Below are 15,888 nucleotides of genomic sequence, written 5' to 3'. Positions count from 1 at the left end.
AAAAGGAGAAACAAATGGACTATTTAGTCAATATTATGCTCGAGGTTGTGAAGTTCTTTTACGCGATCGGGGGACATAACTACGGGTTGGCGATTATTTGGCTTACAATAGCGGTAAATATCGCGCTATACCCCTTAACTGCTTCTTCGTTGCAGCAAATGGCGGCGCTTCAGCGGGTTCAGCCGACGCTGCAGAAGCTTCAGGAAAAACACAAAGACAATCCCCAGCAGCTTCAGAAAGAGATGATGGACCTTTATAAGGTTGAAAAGGTAAATCCGTTGGGTGGGTGCTTGCCGATGTTGCTGAAAATACCGGTGTTTTTGGCCTTGTTTTTCGCGTTGCAAAGCAAGGAATTTCTTGCTTTGATCGGTACGAATACAAGCTTTCTTTGGATGGAAAACATTGCTAAGCCTGATCCGACAATGATCATGATCTTTTTAATCGCGATTTCGACATTTTTGATGCAGAAATCGATGCCAAGCGCCGGGTCAACCCAGCAAACCCAGATAATGAATTGGATTATGCCGATATTCATCGCCTTTGTTAGTGTTTCCTTCTCGGCCGGCTTGCAAATTTATTGGGTTGTTTCAAATCTAATTGGTTGGGCGCAACAGGTTTATATTTTAAGAAGTATTAAGGCGAAAGCCTAAAATAGGAGGGGAGCCATGAGATCAGTAAAAATGAAGGGAAAAAACGTTGAAGAAGCGACAAAGGCGGCCTTGGCGGTCCTGGGGGTAGAAAGAGACAAGGTTGAAATCAAGGTCATTAACGAAGGGCGAGCGGGGATGATGGGCTTAATCGGCGGCGAAGAGGCCGAAGTTGAAGCGATCCAAAAAGAGGGCGGGGCGGAAGAGGCCAGAGAGATCCTACAAACTATGTTGGACAAAATGGGTTTTATGGCTATGGCCGAAATCGCTTCAGAAAAAGGCGAAAGCGTCGTTATCTCCATTAAAGGAGAAGATATGGGCCGGATTATCGGCAAATCGGGATCAATGCTTAAATCTCTCGAAACCTTGTTAAACGCGATGGTTTGGAAGTTTATGGGGACAAGATACCATATCTCGATCGATGCTGGCGGCTATAAAGACAAAAGAGAACAAGCCTTGCAACGATTAGCGGCCGATGTCGCGGATGAAGTTGCCAAAACCGGCGAGAAAAAAGCGATGCCGAAGCTAGAAGCGAGTGATCGCCGAATAATCCATTTATTCTTGCAAGAAGATGGCCGGGTCGAGACCTTTAGCGAAGGCGAAGGAAAAGACCGGAAGTTAATTGTCGCTCCAAAAAAGAGCTAAAATGGGAACAATAGTTGCTGCCGCCTCCAAAGGGGCGGCAACTATTTCTATAATCAGGCTTAGCGGCCCAAAAAGCTTAGATATCCTCTCTCAAATTTTCCCCAAGAAACCGATTGAAACGCACCGTATTTATCACGGCTGGATAATCGATCCGGAAACAATGACCAAGATCGATGAAGTAATGGCCTGGTATTTGCAAGGCCCGAGCTCGTTTACCGGTGAAGATATGGTTGAGATAAGTTGCCATGGCAGTCAGGAGCTTGTTCGCCAGGTGGTCGAGCTGATCGTAAGGCTGGGGGGGCGTGGCGCAACAAAAGGGGAATTTACCAAGAGGGCGTTTCTTAATGGAAAAATTGATTTAACCCAGGCCGAAGCGATCGTTGACCTGATAACGGCGAAGACCGAGAAAAGCGCTTCTTCCGCCAGAAAGCAGGTTGAAGGGAAGCTAAAAGGGGCCATAAAAGAAAAGCGGCGAAGATTACTGGATCAATTATCAGCAATAGAAGCCGAGATTGATTTTCCTGATGATGTTTCGGGCGACCACGCAATAAAACCCCTTGAAGAATTGAGCCAAGAGCTTCAAAAAGATATTAACACGGCTAATTATGGGAAGATTATTCGAAACGGCGTAAAAATTGCCATAATTGGGCGGCCAAATGTCGGTAAATCGAGCCTGCTAAACAGATTGTTGAAAGAAGAGAGAGCAATCGTTACCGACCTCCCAGGGACAACCAGGGATACCATAGAAGAAACGATTAATATTCAAGGCTTACCGTTTATCCTCATCGATACCGCCGGCATAAGAGAGACAAAAGAGAGAATTGAAGAACTGGGGATTAACAGGACCAAAAAAGCGGCGGAAGAGGCCGAGGTTGTTTTGGTGCTTAAAGATGCAACCGACCCATTAAACAGGGAAGATGAGACAATAATGAATGCGATTGACCAAAGCAAGGCCATTGTTGTATACAATAAGGTTGACTTGGCGAAAAATCAAGGGGAAGGCTTGGCGATTTCCGCGACCAAGGGAACAGGGATTGACCGCCTTGAGGCCGCGATTATCAACAAGCTAGCGGTCAATAATGGACTATATGAAGAGGAATATGGCGGGATCAACGAAAGGCACAAGGAATGCCTGATTAGGGCCCATAAGGCGGTCCAAATGGGGCATAAGGCGGCCCTGGCAGGGGCGGGACCCGAAGAGATCGCGGTTGATATAAAAGAAGCCCTGGTCGCCATGGGAGAGATTACGGGGGAAGAAGTGACCGATGAAGTGCTGAACAACATATTTGACAAGTTTTGTATTGGTAAGTAAGATACGATAACCGGCAAGTGTTCCACGTGAAACAATATTCCAGCCTGTGGATAAGGAGTGTGGATAAGTAATGGGACAAATTATTAATGGGAAAGAGATTGCCACAATGATCAAAGGGGAAATTGCGGCCGCGACTTCTAAGTTTAAAGCGGCGAACAACGTGACGCCTAAGCTGGCGGTCTTATTGGTTGGGGATGACCCAGCTTCAAAAACATATGTTAGGAATAAAGAGTTAGGTTGCGCGGCAGTCGGCATGCTTTCCGAAACGGTCCTGATGCCTGCGTCAACGACGGAAAAAGAGCTCATTGAGCAAGTTAAAAGGCTTAATAACGATCGTTCGGTCCACGGGATCTTAATTCAGTTACCCTTGCCTAAGGGGCTTGATGAGGTTCGGATCCTTAACGAGATCTTGCCGGAAAAAGATGTTGATGGGTTGCATCCGGTCAATATGGGTAAACTAATAAAAGGGGAAGAGGGGGGCTTTGTTGCCTGTACCCCCCAGGGGATTATTGAACTGATATTATCCACAGGGACAGACATTAAGGGGAAAGAGGCGGTTGTAGTTGGTCGGAGCAATATCGTTGGAAAACCGACAGCGATCCTCCTTTTGCAGCGCCATGCGACAGTCACGATCGCCCATTCCAGGACAAGAGATTTGGGGGAGGTCACCAGGCGGGCCGACATTCTAGTCGCGGCAATTGGCCAACCAAAGCTGATTACCGGAGAAATGATAAAGCCAGGGGCTGTGATCATTGACGTTGGGACAAGCAAGATCAATGGAAAATTAACCGGGGACGTTGATTATGCGGCAGCAATCGAGAAAGCGGCTTATATTACCCCTGTTCCAGGCGGAGTTGGGCCGATGACTATCGCCCTGCTACTGAAAAACACCCTGAAAGCGGCCGAACTATTGACCGCGAAATAGCCGAAGCAGATCGTTGAAGGTAATTAGAGCCATTAAAGCTAATAAAACCATAAAACCGATCGAATTGACCCGGTTTTCAAAGCCTTCGTTGACTTGTTTCCCCGTCACCATCTCCCAAAGGTAGAAAATTATCCGACCGCCATCAAGAGCGGGTAGGGGGAGAAGGTTTAACACCCCGACGTTAACACTGATAAAGGCCGTAAAGTAAACGAGAGAGGCGAGGCCTGTTTGGGCGTACTTGCCGGTGATTTGGGCGATGCCGACCGGGCCGGCCAAGTCAGACAAGGAAACCCCGCCGGTTATCAGTTGCCAAAGGACCAGAACAACAGAAAAGACCATCAAGATAGTTTGCTGTCCGGCTAAATAAACGGCAACAAAGGGGCTAACCTTCTCATATAATGGTTTAGGGGAAAAACCAAGCAAGGATATTTTAAGTCGCGGATTATGTTTTGGCGTTGCCGATAATTCCAGCTTTTTGTCGTCGCGAAGAATGGTCAGCCGTAAGGATTTTTCCGGGCTCCGATGGATGAAGGCGATGGCTTCTTCCATTTTACTGAATTGTTTGTTGTTGATCGCCAATAGTTTGTCGCCAACTTTTAAGCCGGCCTTTTCGGCGGCCGAGTTCTTATTTATAACCCCGATCTCATTACTGGCCCCCTTGGGGTACCCCATAAAAAGGGTAAAAATGATCAGGATCAAGAAGGCCACAAAGATGTTCATCCCTGGCCCGGCAAAAACCGCTTTAAATTTTTGGATCGGGGGCTTAGATTGAATTCTTTCTTCCAAGGGGACAGCGCGGTCTTCCTCCGTATCGTTTTCCCCGGCCAAACGGACAAAAGCGAGGATCGGGATCAGATTGATGGAGTAGATGGTGCTGTTTCGGGTGACGGAAAATAGTTTGGGGCCGAAGCCGACCCCAAATTCCAGCACTCTAATGCCGACTCTTTTAGCCCAGATTAAGTGCCCGAGCTCGTGAGCCACTGCGATGATAGTGAAGACGACAACAAAGGAGAGAATGCTGATCAACATGCTTTTTTTACCTCTTCCGCTAATTGAATAGCTTTAACTGCGGCACCTGAATCATTATCGGCAACAGATTTTCCTTTAACCATGGCCAAAAAACTAGCGAGCTCGGCGGTTAACTGATCGACCGGGGCAACTGGGGTAGTTGACGGAACAGGTGATGAAAAATCTCTTAAGTAAATAACTTTATTTAACAGGTCGGCCTCAATGACCAGTTTTTCGGTGGTCACGGAGATCTTCCGGACCCGATCTTCGGCGACCCTATTTCCTTCGACCCGAGCAATGACCCCGTGTTTGTAAACGATCGTAGCCGCGACTTGATCATAAAACCGGCTCTTTACTTTTTTCCCTTCCGCCCGAACCTCTTCAATCGGCCAGGGGACCAAAACATTTAGAAGATCAAGATCGTGGATCATCATGTCGAAGACAACATCGGTATCGGTGATCCTGGACGGGAAGGGACTGACGCGCTTAATGTCGATCCCTAAAATCTTTTCTCCCTTGATCAACCGGCGTAATTTAACAAAGGCCGGGTTAAAGCGCTCGATAAAACCGACGAGAAGAATAAGATTTTTGCTTTTTGCCAGATCGGCGAGCTCTTGGGCCTTCGTGGAAACGCCGGTAAAAGGCTTTTCCAATAAAATGTGCTTGCCAAGCTCAAGGCAGTCCCTGGCAATTGTTAGGTGTGTCTTAGTTGGGGTGACGATGCTTAGCGCGTCAACCTGGGCCGCTAATTCCCGATAATCGGCAAAAGGGGTGATGCCGGTTTTAGCCGCGATTTCGCTCGCCAGGCTAAAATCTTTATCGGCCAGGCCGACAAGATTGAGCCCGCTTAGTCCGGCGGCGATCCGAACATGGTTTTGCCCCATGGCGCCGGCGCCAATAATCCCAAATTTCAAGCCTTTGCCTTTAATCATTTAAAAAAGGATTCGACGGCAGAAGCGACCTGGTCCAGCTCATTTTCAGTCAATTCAGGGAAAATCGGCAATGAAAGGACCTCGCTTTGAGCTTTTTCGCTTTCCGGCAGGTCGCCGGCTTTGTAACCAAGAAAAGAAAACGCGGGCTGAAGATGAAGCGAGAGCGGGTAGTAAACCATCGCGCCGATCCCCAACTTTTTTAGGTGTGCCAAAAGAGCGTCACGCTTAGAACAGCGGACAGTGAACTGGTTGAAGACATGTTTTGCCTTAGGATCCTGATCGGGGAGCCGGAGACCGGAAATATTCTTGAGGCGGGAATAATAATAATCCGCGTTTTTCCGACGTGAAGCGGCGAAGCGGTCGATCTCTTTCAGCTTGACGCGCAAGATCGCGGCCTGGAGCTCGTCCAAGCGGCTGTTATAACCGATCAGATCATAATAATATGTTTTGCGGCTTCCATGCCCGCGCAAGACCTTGATCTCATCGGCGACGCTTTGATTATTGGTAACGACCATCCCGCCGTCGCCGAAGCAACCGAGGTTTTTTGTCGGGAAAAAAGAGAGACAACCAGCGTCACTGGTCGAATTAACCGGTTGATTTGCGTATTCAGCGCCGATCGCCTGACAACTGTCCTCGATTACTTTGAGCTTGTACTGCTTAGCCAGGGCCATAATCGTCACCATATCGGCTGATTGGCCGTAAAGGTGGATCGGGAGGATCGCCTTTGTCTTCTTAGTGATCTTTTTCTCGATCAGGTTAGCCGAAAGATTGAAAGTATTTGGCTCAATATCGGCAAATACAGGGATGGCCCCAATATAGCTGATCGCTTCTGCGGTTGCGACGAAGGTAAAAGGGGAGGTGATGATTTCGTCGCCGGCTTTTACGCCGCAAGCGCGCAAAGCGAGGTGAATGGCATCGGTTCCTGACGCGACCCCGATCGCGTAGGCTGATTTCGAGTAAGCCGCCACCTCTTTTTCCAGCTGGGCAACGTTTTCGCCGAGGATGAAGCGACCGGAGTTAACTACCGTCGCTATTGCCGATTCAATTTCGGCAAGTTTAGCCTTGTTCTGCCTGGTTATATCGAAGAATGGGACTGACATGAAGTGATTATAACATAAAAAGTTTAAAATCAGAAAAAAATATTGCCGCAAAAACGCGCGCGCGATAAAATAATCGTCACTTAATAGGCTAAAAAGAAATCGCGGTAAATAAACGAGAAGAAATAAAAAAATACTATAAAAACGGGATAAAAAACGAGGCGGCGAATCGAACAGCAAGCTTGGGTGATGAAAAAAAGAGAAAAAAACGGCAAAAGAAAACCCGCTAATGACTTAAAATGTCGAAAATTGATTTTGCCGCTTGACGGATGACGCCGGACCGGCCGAGAAGTTCTTTCAAATGAGAAAATTCGCGCGACATTGCCTGGCGGTCGGCCGCGCTGGCCAGCAAAGCGCCGGCGGTTTTTGCGATATCGAGAGGATTGGCTCGGTCCATGATCAATTCAGGAATAACTTTTTTATCCAAAACAATATTGGGCATGCTGAAAAATTTAATTTTCTTGTCGATTTTTAAAAAGTATTTACCGATAAAATAGGAGAAGCGGGAAAGTTTGTAGATCATAATATTAGGGAGGCCAAGCAAAGACGCTTCGAGCGTTACCGTTCCGGAAACGCAAACGGCAAGATCCGCGGCGGACAACGCGTCGTAAGAATTATTGACGACAAATATGCAGTTGAGCCCGGAAAAGGCCTGTTCAATGTTATTTAAAAAACGCGGGACAGGGACCGGCACGATAAATTGAAGGTCAGGCCTGGCTTGGCGCATAAGGCGCGCGGCCTCGACTAAAACCGGGAGAAGGGTCTTTAGCTCGTGCTCGCGGCTGCCGGCGCAGAGCGCGACGACCGGGTCCCCGGCGAGGTCAAATTTTCGGCGTAAATCCGGCCGGCTGGCGGAAGCTTTAACGATATCCAACAAAGGGTGGCCAAAATAAACGACATTTTCGCCAAAGGCGCGGAACTTTTCGTATTCTTTCGGGAAGATCGCGATAACCCGGGTAACGGAGCGCAGAACCCTAGCCACCCCCTTATCTGTTCCCCACAGCCATTCCTGGGGGGCAATGTAATAAACGGTTTTGACCCCCTGGCCGCGGCAAAATTTCGCCAGCGGCAAATTAAAGCCTTGGGAATCGATCAGGATGACAAGATCGGGCCGTTCGGCAAGAATTAGCGACTTTGCCCGCCTGAAAGAACGGTAGAGGGCCAGAAGATTCGGGAGAGCCTCCAGAATACCGATTGTGCTGCGGGGAGAGAGATCGAATTTGATTTCAACCCCAGCGGCGGCCAACCGTTCGGAGCCGATCCCAAAAAAATAAGCGTCAGGCAGGAACCTTTTAAGTTCGTTGATAAGATAGGCGCCGTGTAAATCGCCGGAGAGTTCTCCGGCCGACACCATTATCTTCATATGCCGAGTTCTGGAATGTCCGGGAGGATCAATTCTTCGGCCTCTTCTTCGATTGCCGTTTTCTTGCTGATCCCGCGCTTGCTCTCGGTTTCGAGAAATTCGACGATTTGCTTGATCTCCGGGAGTTGGCGTAAGCGTTTTTTCATCTCCGCGGAGGCTTCGGCGGTGCTTTTGCCGGATTCGTAGATCAACTTAAAGGCTTTCTTGATTTCGGAGGTCGAATCGATCGGCACGCCGCGGCGCTGTAGGCCGATGGAGTTGATCCCGCGGACCTGGGCGGGACTGCCGTCAACAAGCATGAACGGCGGGATATCTTGCGTAACCTTGGATTGGGCCCCGATCATTGCCAGGCGGCCGATCCTGACGAATTGGTGGATCCCGGCCATGCCGCCGATGATCGCCTGGTCGCCGATCACGGTGTGGCCGGCCAGTCCGACGTAGCCGCCGATCACGGTCTGATTGCCGATCTGGCAGTTATGAGGAATATGGGCGTGGACCATGATGTAGTTCTCGTTGCCGATCGTCGTTTTACCGTTTTCGCCGGAAGGAAGATGGATCGTGACGAACTCCCGGATAATATTTTTGTCGCCGATAACGATCTCGCTCTTTTCCCCTTTGTATTTAAAATCCTGGGGCGGCACGCCGATCGTTACCCCTTGATAAAGGACGTTTTCTTTGCCGATGGTAGTGTGGCCGGAAATTGAGCAATAAGCGCCGACCTTGGTTTTTTCGCCGATCTTAACGTTCGGTCCGATAACGACGTATGGTCCGATATCGACCCCTTTGGCGATCTGGGCGGTAGGGTGGACGGAGGCGGTGGCATGGACCTTGGCCTCGCCGGTATCAACCATCGAGAAGGTGAATTCGCCCTCGGCTACCACTTCGTTGTTGACGGTGGCTTTGCCTTTCATTTTGCCGAGCGGTCCGCGGATCCAGACGGTCTCGACTTCGAAAATCAACTGATCGCCGGGGACGACCGGTTTCCGAAAGCGAACATTATCGATTCCGGCAAAATAAACGATCTTGCCCTGTGATGAAGGCGCGCGAAGCGCCAAAACAACCCCGACCTGGGCGATCGCTTCGATGATCAAAACTCCCGGCATGACCGGATGGCCCGGAAAATGGCCCTGAAAATGAGCTTCGTTCATGGTCACGTTCTTTAAGGCGACGGCCCGTTTCCCTTCTTCAAGCTCCAAAACTTTGTCGATGAGCAGGAACGGGAAGCGATGCGGAATCGTATTCATTATTTCTTTGATATCAATGACCATTAGAAGCCTCCTTTAATAAGCGGCCAGGATAGCCCGAACCAATTGAGCGTTCAATTTGTGCCCGGACTTATAAGCCTTAAAATAGCCTTTCAAGGGACGGCCTAACAAGGCCAGGTCGCCGATCAGGTCGAGAATTTTGTGCCGGACCGGTTCATCGGCAAAACGGGGAGGATTAACATAGCCGCTCTCGTTTAGGACCAGGGCGTTATCGGTCGAAGCCCCTTTCCCCAGCCCCTTGGCCTGCAAATAATCCAACTCGCTGATATAGCCGAAAGTTCTGGCCGGAGCGATCGACTCAATAAATGAGCGGCGATCGAGGACAAAACTGCACTTTTGCTCTCCAAGCCCTTTAAATATTATCACAAAATCGATCTTAAATCCATGAAAGGGGAGCGCCTCGAGCCGGGAATCACCGTCGACAACGAGAAATGGTCGCTCGATCAGCTGGTAATTCTTGGGCGCCGCTTGTTCAACCGTCCCGGCTGCTTCAAAGGCTTTGACGTAGGGGAGGGCGCTTCCATCCAGGGCCGGAAGCTCTTTCCCTTCTATTTCAACGAGCAGATTGTCGATTCCCAGGCCGGCGGCCGCGGCTAAAAAATGTTCAACGACCGCGATCCCGCCAAGGACCGTTCCCCGCTCGGTTTGTTCGACGTTGTTAACGTCCGCTTTGATCAAGCGGCCGTTTTTGGCAAAGGTAACCCCTGTTCCGGCGGCGCCCCGCTTCACGGTGATCTTGGAAGGCGTTCCGGAATGGAGGCCGATCCCCTCAAGTGAAAAAGGCCGGGTGATGGTTTTTTGCTTATCTTGATTCTGGGCGGGCGATAGGGACATTTGATTTTTCCCCGTAGAGCTTATAGTAGCTCTTGATCGTTTCTTCTTTTAACTTTTTATTCTCCGCGTCATAAACCGTGCGAATCACATTGGTTTTAAACGGCCGGTCGGCCTCAAGGACCTCGCGGACGGTTGCCGGGCGATAACCGCTCCCGACCTCGAGCAGGAAAACCTGGGGGGACGAAAATTCAACTTTCTTCCCGGTCGGCGTGCCGTAGATCCTGAAAGAAAGGCGCTTATTTGTTGCCAGCGCTTTTATCAGGATCGGATAGGGAGCGTTGTTCTTGAATTTTAAGTCTTTGGCCGGCGGATAGACGGCGGCGTCGCGGCCCAAGGGGTAAATGTTGAAATAAAAGGAATGGCTGGAGCGCTGAACGATCTCCAAGTCGGCCAACGAAGCGGCATTGTAAAGGGTTGTTCCGATCTGGCAGGTCCCGCCGCCCAGCATCGGAACAAGCTCGCCGTTATAAATAACGAACGCCTCTTTAAAGCCCCGTTCCGGAGTGAACTCGCCGATCGCGTCGCCTAAAACAAATTCCTGACCCGGCAATAAAAGGGTCCCGTCAAGCCAGGAAGCGATCAATTTAATATTGTGGATCCGGTTCGGCGAATCATGCCGGCCGTAATAAGTCGTGTAGGCGGCGATCCTGATGGCCGGCGGATGGGCCCGCAGCATCGCCTCGGTGATCTTTGGCCGATCATAATCAAAGATTAAGGGGAAACGGCTCTTCCCCTTGGCTAATTCCGAGTGAAAAGTTTTGATCGTATCGACGATCCGCAGGGTCCGCCCGGGATCGTCGCTTTCAATATGATAGCCCCCGGTACTCTCATCGAGGATGATTGACGCGTCTTTCGCGGTCGAGAGGGTTTCCGCGTAGAGTCCGGTGACGACTTCAAGCAGTTGTTTTTCTTCGACCCCCAGCAGGACAGGAAAGTGCATCGCTTCCCGGGAGAGCCGCTCCTTCAAACTGTTAAAATAGCCTTTTTTGCGGAGTTCATTGAAGGCGGATTGGACCGATTGTTTAAAATTAACGTAGACCCCCAGCGTGTCCGGACCAAGGGAATAGAGCAGCGTCCCGGCCTCAAATGTGACAACGGCAGAGTAAACATTCGCAACCTTTAAAGACTCAAGCTTTTCGTAAGCCTGGATCTGATCGAGTCCCGAAACATCTACTCTGCCGATATAGGTCCGGTAAGGGAACTGTTCAGTACTGCGCAGGTAATCGTAAAAAACCAGGGCCAGAGTCACGATTACCGAAATGGCCGCGATCAGCGCTAAAGCAACAAGTAACTTTTTCAATTAGGCAAGGATTTTTGTAACCGAACCGGCACCTACGGTTCTCCCACCTTCGCGGATCGCGAAACGGGTCCCGGCCTCGACCGCGACGTCGGTGATCAGTTCAACGGTCATAACGATGTTGTCGCCGGGCATGACCATTTCAACTTTGTCCGGGAGTTTGATCTCGCCGGTCACGTCGGTGGTGCGGACGAAGAACTGCGGCTTGTAACCATTGAAGAACGGAGTGTGGCGGCCGCCTTCTTCTTTGGTCAGGACGTAAACCTGGGCTTCGAACTTCTTATGCGGCTTGATCGAGCCGGATTTGGCCAAAACCATGCCGCGCTGAAGCTCTTCTTTTTCGATGCCGCGCAGGAGAAGCCCGACGTTGTCGCCGGCGATCCCTTCATCAAGCAATTTGCGGAACATTTCGATCCCGGTAACGGTAGTCTTTTTGTGGGAGCCGAGACCGACGATCTCAACCTCTTCCCCGACCTTGACCCGTCCGCGATCGATACGACCGGTGCCGACGGTGCCGCGGCCGGTAATGGTGAAGACGTCTTCAACGGACATGAGGAATGGCTGGTCCAGCGGCCGCTCCGGATCCGGCAGGTAGGTGTCCAGCGCGTTCATCAGGTCCCAGATCGGCTTAACTTCCGGGGAGTCTTTCGGTTTAGTGGCGTTTTCCATCGCCTTGAGGGCGGAGCCGCGAATGAATGGAATTTCATTGCCCGGGAAATGATACTTGGTCAGGAGTTCGCGGGTTTCGACTTCAACCAGGTCGATCAATTCCGGATCGTCGACCATATCGACTTTGTTCAGGAAAACGATGATCTTGGGAACGTTAACCTGGTGAGCAAGCAGGATGTGTTCGCGGGTCTGGGGCATCGGGCCGTCGGCGGCGGAAACGACCAGGATCGCGCCGTCCATCTGCGCGGCTCCGACGATCATGTTCTTGACGTAGTCGGCGTGTCCCGGGCAGTCGATGTGGGCGTAGTGTCTTTTCTCGGTTTCATATTCGACGTGAGCGATCGCGATGGTGATACCGCGGGCCTTTTCTTCCGGTGCCGAATCGATCTCGTCGAATTTCTTAGCCTTGGCCATGCCGGCATTTGCCAGCACGCTGGTGATAGCCGACGTCAGGGTCGTCTTCCCGTGATCGACGTGACCGATCGTCCCGACGTTAAGATGGGGCTTTTTTCTCTCGAACTTTTCTCTTGCCATTTTACCTTACCTCCGTAAATTTATTTATCGACTCAATATAGCGTGAAATTATACCTAAACGGGCCGCTAATGTCAATCTTTTGGGCCAAAAAAAGCCCGCGACCGGGATTGAACCGGTGACCTCGTCCTTACCAAGGACGTGCTCTACCAACTGAGCTACACGGGCCCGGCGGAAAAATTAATTATAACAGATTAAGCTTGGTTTATGAACTCCGATTTTTTTAAGATCGGGTCGAAATCGTAACGGGAAAGGGCCTCGGCCGCCCCTTCTTCGCGGTCGACGACCGAGATGACCTTAAGGACCGACGCCCCGGCCGCCTCAACCGCTTCGATTGCCTGCAGGGCAGAGCCGCCGCTGGTCGAAACGTCTTCCACGACGACGACTTTCCAGCCCGGCTGGAGATGTCCTTCGATCTTTTGCTTGGTCCCGTGTTCTTTCTCTTTTTTTCTGACGATAAAGCCGGGGATGTCGCTCAACATAACGACCGAGGAAGCGATTGGATCGGCCCCCAGGGTCAAACCGCCGATCGCGTCTACGCGCAGCCCCTTGATCTTTTCGAGGATGATCCGGCCGATCAGTTTGGCCCCTTGGGGATGAAGCGTGATCCGCCGGCAATCAATATAAAGGTTGCTTTTCTTGCCGGAGGCTAAAACGAAATCGCCGGTCTTAACGGCGGCGGCTTCCGTGAAAAGGGCAAGCAGGGCTTCTTTGTTTGACATGAGGGAGATTATAGCAAAGAGCGGCGCGACGGGCAAATATAAGGGCCGCCACAATTGACGGCCCTTATAAAAAATTTGAAAACGTTAGTCGGCAATCAGGGCGAAGGCGATCAGCCCGCAGAGGACCAGAAACAAGCCGAGGCCGCCGCGGATCAGAGTAAGCAGGTCAACCCTCCAAAGATAAACCAGCCAGGCGCCGAGTATGACCAGGGCAAGACCGATCAAAGATTTAATGATCTTAGCAACCATAAAATCCCTCCTTTGCTTGAACAGCTGGAGGGATTATAGCAATTGACCGATAATTAGGCAAGAAAAAACCCCAACAGGATGAAGTAGCTGCTTAAATAAGCAATCAACCCAAAAAGGGTTATTTTTCCGTTGGGGCGTTGTCTTCGATTTTGTTTTCGGTCGCGGCCAGTTTTTCAGCCGCTTTCCGTTCCCGTTCAACGATAATATCGCCGACCGGGATCTTGGTCCAGCCGATATAGGTATAACTGAAAGGCCCAAGGTTATAAGCGATCTTAACTTTATACCAATTTCCATCGGCCGACATGTCGAGCATCTTGACCTCGATCGGAATAGAAAGGACCAGGTTGGAGTCCTCGGATGGAGCGGTGTACAGCTCCTTAACCGGGATCTCGGTCATCTTCCCAGCGGCCAGCCCGGGAAGAGTCAGAACAATTAAAAACGCGATAATTAAGGCATTTTTCATACATTTGCGCCTCCATATATATATCGGGGGTAAGAGAGGAAAACTTGCGTAAAAAGGGGGGCTAAAAATTACTTGTTAAACAGGTTTTTTAGACTATTTTTTGCCTCTTCTTCGAGGCGCCGCTTCTCTTCTTCGGCCTTGGCTTTAGCCTCGGCTTCCGCCTTGGCCGCTTCTTCCTTGGCTTTGTTCTCAATTTCAACTTTTTTCGCGTCAACCTTAACTTTTAATTTCCCGACGGCGGTTTCCAATGGCTTGAGAAGGATTGGCATTGGGAAGGGCTTTTTCAAGTCGCCCCGGAGTTCAAAGGTCGCTTCCAGCCAGCCGTCCTTGTCCCGCAACAGGTTGTATTCCCGGGAGAGGCCCTTGGTCGCGGTGGGGGAGGCTCGCAGAACAAGGCGAGTTCCTTCCCCGAACTTTTGCGCGGCCAAATTGATATTCCCGTTAAACTTAATATTCAAATCGTTGTCGGCCAGGTTGAAGTTCTTGATCCCGACCGTCATTTTACCGAAAGAAAAATCGGCGGTCAGGCTTTGCAGGGAAAGATCTTGCTTCAGCGCTGTCGTCCCCAGCTTCTCGGCGATCGCATCAATAATCTTCAGCCGTTTAAGCGCCCCTTTTTTTAAAGAAAGGGACCCTTGGGCGGTAAGGTTATTAAGCAGGGCGGGCATTTCTACGCCGCTACCGGAAAGAGTGGCGCCAAGATCGAGCTGCCCGTAAACTTTATTGATCAGATCTTTGCTGTCAGGGAGCGAAGCGAGTGGCCCGGCCGCCAGCGCGTTGATGAAGGGGGTGGCGTTGAAGCCCGAGAGCTTTAAGTCGGCGACTGAATATTGAAGTCCGGGGACATTAAGGTTGACCCTAGCTTGGCCGGAGAGGACGCCGCTATAGATCCTGATCTCTTTTAAATTTAAGGACGCGACTTTATTTTTTAGTTTGATCCCGGCGTTGATCTTGTCAACCTTAAAACCCTGAAAGACCAGGTTGTCGATCGCGATCTCCCCTTTGGCGCTGACATTGGCGGGAAGAGACTTGGCCGCTTGGTTGATGGTCTTTGTTAATTCCCCCGGCAGGGCTTTTTTCGGGGTGGCGGGGGCGGAGCCGGCGAATAGAAGGAGGAGCGGGTCGACCTCGATCCCTTTAGAGGCCAGCGTGAAGTCGAGGTGAGGGGCGATTTTCCAGGCGGAAAGAGAGGCCGCCCCGTTTATCGACTCGCCGGCGACGGCCAGCGACAGCTCGGAAATGTTTATCGACTCCTTCACCAGGTTAAACCCGATTTTAGCGCCGAGGCCAAGCGGGATCTCTTTCCCGTTATAAGCGACAATCGCGGACGCGTTAAAATCGATCGGCTTGATCAGGGCCAGTTCGAAGCCGGCGAGCCTGACTTTGAGATCCTTAACTTCGCTCTTTGTTCCCGCGCCGTGATCGAAGTAGCTGATCCGCCCGCGATCGATCGAGAAGCTGGAAACGTAGAGTTCGAACGGGGGCTTGCCTGCTTGGGTTGGCTTAGCCGGTTCTTTGCCCGGCTTAGCCGCCGTAAGGTCGGAGAAATTGAATTCGCCATTCCGTCCTTTTTCGACCAGAATCATCGGCTTAACGAGCCGGAGTTCTTTGACGATGATCTGGCGGGAAAAGAGGGGCCAGAAGGCATAACGGAGATCGATCGACTCCGCGGTGATAAATGGCTGATCGGCGAAACCCGGGCGATTGCCGACCGACAGGCCCTTTAGGCGGATACCGGAGAAAAGATCGAAAGAAACCGACTCGATTTTCACGTCACGGTGGATCGTTTCCGAGATCTTGGCGGCCGCGAAGTCCTTGATCTTATCGAGCGGCAGGAAGAAGGGAAGAGCGAAGACACTGATCACCAGGAAAAGGAAAACAACGCCAAGGACGATCGCCATCCATTTTAAGGTCTTCTTCATAAATAA

At 50.8% G+C, this 15,888-nt stretch carries 16 protein-coding genes and 1 tRNA gene; 4 read left to right on the top strand and 13 right to left on the bottom strand.

Translation table 11 applies throughout. The features are described 5' to 3' along the window. The first annotated feature begins 14 nt into the window (after nucleotides 1-14). The 4 genes from WC772_04790 to folD all read left to right on the top strand — a co-directional run bounded on the left by WC772_04790 (nucleotide 15) and on the right by folD (nucleotide 3,529). The gene (locus tag WC772_04790) at nucleotides 15-650 is read left to right on the top strand and encodes a YidC/Oxa1 family membrane protein insertase (GenBank protein MFA6170068.1); all 636 of its coding nucleotides are present in this window, start codon (nucleotides 15-17) and stop codon (nucleotides 648-650) included. A 15-nt stretch (nucleotides 651-665) separates the two neighbouring features. Continuing rightward, a complete protein-coding gene (gene jag / locus WC772_04785) occupies nucleotides 666-1,292 on the top strand; it encodes an RNA-binding cell elongation regulator Jag/EloR (GenBank protein ID MFA6170067.1) in 627 nt (208 codons plus the stop codon). A gap of 1 nt (nucleotide 1,293) precedes the next feature. Continuing rightward, on the top strand, nucleotides 1,294-2,604 hold the full coding sequence (gene mnmE, locus WC772_04780; GenBank protein ID MFA6170066.1) for a tRNA uridine-5-carboxymethylaminomethyl(34) synthesis GTPase MnmE: 1,311 nt from the start codon (nucleotides 1,294-1,296) through the stop codon (nucleotides 2,602-2,604). A 70-nt stretch (nucleotides 2,605-2,674) separates the two neighbouring features. Further along, nucleotides 2,675-3,529, top strand: a complete 855-nt coding sequence (gene folD, locus WC772_04775) for a bifunctional methylenetetrahydrofolate dehydrogenase/methenyltetrahydrofolate cyclohydrolase FolD (protein MFA6170065.1) — start codon at nucleotides 2,675-2,677, stop codon at nucleotides 3,527-3,529. Here the strand turns inward: folD and rseP are convergent. The 13 genes from rseP to WC772_04710 all read right to left on the bottom strand — a co-directional run bounded on the left by rseP (nucleotide 3,512) and on the right by WC772_04710 (nucleotide 15,882). Continuing rightward, nucleotides 3,512-4,558 carry an RIP metalloprotease RseP gene (gene rseP / locus WC772_04770; GenBank protein ID MFA6170064.1) on the bottom strand — a complete coding sequence of 349 codons (1,047 nt, stop codon included), beginning with the start codon at nucleotides 4,556-4,558 and terminating at the stop codon, nucleotides 3,512-3,514. The two genes, folD and rseP, sit on opposite strands and share 18 nt — an antisense overlap. Further along, entirely contained in the window at nucleotides 4,552-5,469 is a 918-nt protein-coding gene (locus WC772_04765) for a Gfo/Idh/MocA family oxidoreductase (protein ID MFA6170063.1), read from the bottom strand. The genes rseP and WC772_04765 overlap by 7 nt, the downstream gene beginning before the upstream one ends. Next, entirely contained in the window at nucleotides 5,466-6,569 is a 1,104-nt protein-coding gene (locus WC772_04760) for a DegT/DnrJ/EryC1/StrS family aminotransferase (GenBank protein MFA6170062.1), read from the bottom strand. Before WC772_04760 ends, WC772_04765 begins: the two co-directional genes overlap by 4 nt. Before the next feature lie 223 nt (nucleotides 6,570-6,792). After that, nucleotides 6,793-7,929 (bottom strand): lipid-A-disaccharide synthase, encoded by a 1,137-nt coding sequence (lpxB, locus tag WC772_04755; GenBank protein MFA6170061.1) that lies wholly within the window; start codon nucleotides 7,927-7,929, stop codon nucleotides 6,793-6,795. Next, on the bottom strand, nucleotides 7,926-9,197 hold the full coding sequence (lpxA, locus tag WC772_04750) for an acyl-ACP--UDP-N-acetylglucosamine O-acyltransferase (protein ID MFA6170060.1): 1,272 nt from the start codon (nucleotides 9,195-9,197) through the stop codon (nucleotides 7,926-7,928). Before lpxA ends, lpxB begins: the two co-directional genes overlap by 4 nt. Nucleotides 9,198-9,209: 12 nt before the next feature. Further along, nucleotides 9,210-10,028 carry a UDP-3-O-acyl-N-acetylglucosamine deacetylase gene (gene lpxC / locus WC772_04745; GenBank protein MFA6170059.1) on the bottom strand — a complete coding sequence of 273 codons (819 nt, stop codon included), beginning with the start codon at nucleotides 10,026-10,028 and terminating at the stop codon, nucleotides 9,210-9,212. After that, the gene (locus WC772_04740; protein ID MFA6170058.1) at nucleotides 9,997-11,328 is read right to left on the bottom strand and encodes a VanW family protein; all 1,332 of its coding nucleotides are present in this window, start codon (nucleotides 11,326-11,328) and stop codon (nucleotides 9,997-9,999) included. The genes lpxC and WC772_04740 overlap by 32 nt, the downstream gene beginning before the upstream one ends. Beyond that, complete coding sequence (gene tuf, locus WC772_04735) at nucleotides 11,329-12,528, bottom strand: elongation factor Tu (GenBank protein MFA6170057.1); 1,200 nt, start codon at nucleotides 12,526-12,528, stop codon at nucleotides 11,329-11,331. It abuts the gene before it with no gap. A 93-nt stretch (nucleotides 12,529-12,621) separates the two neighbouring features. Next, nucleotides 12,622-12,694, bottom strand: a tRNA-Thr gene (locus WC772_04730). Between the two features lie 26 nt (nucleotides 12,695-12,720). Continuing rightward, on the bottom strand, nucleotides 12,721-13,248 hold the full coding sequence (pyrE, locus tag WC772_04725; GenBank protein MFA6170056.1) for an orotate phosphoribosyltransferase: 528 nt from the start codon (nucleotides 13,246-13,248) through the stop codon (nucleotides 12,721-12,723). An 84-nt stretch (nucleotides 13,249-13,332) separates the two neighbouring features. Beyond that, nucleotides 13,333-13,497 (bottom strand): hypothetical protein, encoded by a 165-nt coding sequence (locus tag WC772_04720; GenBank protein ID MFA6170055.1) that lies wholly within the window; start codon nucleotides 13,495-13,497, stop codon nucleotides 13,333-13,335. Nucleotides 13,498-13,615: 118 nt separating this feature from the next. Then, nucleotides 13,616-13,960, bottom strand: coding sequence for a hypothetical protein (locus WC772_04715; GenBank protein ID MFA6170054.1), 345 nt, complete (start codon nucleotides 13,958-13,960; stop codon nucleotides 13,616-13,618). Between the two features lie 68 nt (nucleotides 13,961-14,028). Continuing rightward, nucleotides 14,029-15,882 (bottom strand): AsmA family protein, encoded by a 1,854-nt coding sequence (locus WC772_04710; protein MFA6170053.1) that lies wholly within the window; start codon nucleotides 15,880-15,882, stop codon nucleotides 14,029-14,031. Between the last annotated feature and the right edge of the window lie 6 nt (nucleotides 15,883-15,888).

Source organism: Candidatus Margulisiibacteriota bacterium (assembly GCA_041661965.1).
In the GTDB taxonomy this organism is placed as follows: domain Bacteria; phylum Margulisbacteria; class WOR-1; order O2-12-FULL-45-9; family XYB2-FULL-48-7; genus XYB2-FULL-45-9.
Note: the sequence above shows the minus strand (reverse complement) of the source record. Positions and strands in the feature narration are given on the sequence as shown.

What these genes read in the sequence shown, in the direction of transcription:
- WC772_04790 (MFA6170068.1), top strand. Translation starts at nt 15, where the DNA reads ATGGACTATTTAGTCAATATTATGCTCGAGGTTGTGAAGTTCTTTTAC.
- jag (MFA6170067.1), top strand. Translation starts at nt 666, where the DNA reads ATGAGATCAGTAAAAATGAAGGGAAAAAACGTTGAAGAAGCGACAAAG.
- mnmE (MFA6170066.1), top strand. Translation starts at nt 1,294, where the DNA reads ATGGGAACAATAGTTGCTGCCGCCTCCAAAGGGGCGGCAACTATTTCT.
- folD (MFA6170065.1), top strand. Translation starts at nt 2,675, where the DNA reads ATGGGACAAATTATTAATGGGAAAGAGATTGCCACAATGATCAAAGGG.
- rseP (MFA6170064.1), bottom strand. Translation starts at nt 4,558, where the DNA reads ATGTTGATCAGCATTCTCTCCTTTGTTGTCGTCTTCACTATCATCGCA.
- WC772_04765 (MFA6170063.1), bottom strand. Translation starts at nt 5,469, where the DNA reads ATGATTAAAGGCAAAGGCTTGAAATTTGGGATTATTGGCGCCGGCGCC.
- WC772_04760 (MFA6170062.1), bottom strand. Translation starts at nt 6,569, where the DNA reads ATGTCAGTCCCATTCTTCGATATAACCAGGCAGAACAAGGCTAAACTT.
- lpxB (MFA6170061.1), bottom strand. Translation starts at nt 7,929, where the DNA reads ATGAAGATAATGGTGTCGGCCGGAGAACTCTCCGGCGATTTACACGGC.
- lpxA (MFA6170060.1), bottom strand. Translation starts at nt 9,197, where the DNA reads ATGGTCATTGATATCAAAGAAATAATGAATACGATTCCGCATCGCTTC.
- lpxC (MFA6170059.1), bottom strand. Translation starts at nt 10,028, where the DNA reads ATGTCCCTATCGCCCGCCCAGAATCAAGATAAGCAAAAAACCATCACC.
- tuf (MFA6170057.1), bottom strand. Translation starts at nt 12,528, where the DNA reads ATGGCAAGAGAAAAGTTCGAGAGAAAAAAGCCCCATCTTAACGTCGGG.
- pyrE (MFA6170056.1), bottom strand. Translation starts at nt 13,248, where the DNA reads ATGTCAAACAAAGAAGCCCTGCTTGCCCTTTTCACGGAAGCCGCCGCC.
- WC772_04720 (MFA6170055.1), bottom strand. Translation starts at nt 13,497, where the DNA reads ATGGTTGCTAAGATCATTAAATCTTTGATCGGTCTTGCCCTGGTCATA.
- WC772_04715 (MFA6170054.1), bottom strand. Translation starts at nt 13,960, where the DNA reads ATGAAAAATGCCTTAATTATCGCGTTTTTAATTGTTCTGACTCTTCCC.
- WC772_04710 (MFA6170053.1), bottom strand. Translation starts at nt 15,882, where the DNA reads ATGAAGAAGACCTTAAAATGGATGGCGATCGTCCTTGGCGTTGTTTTC.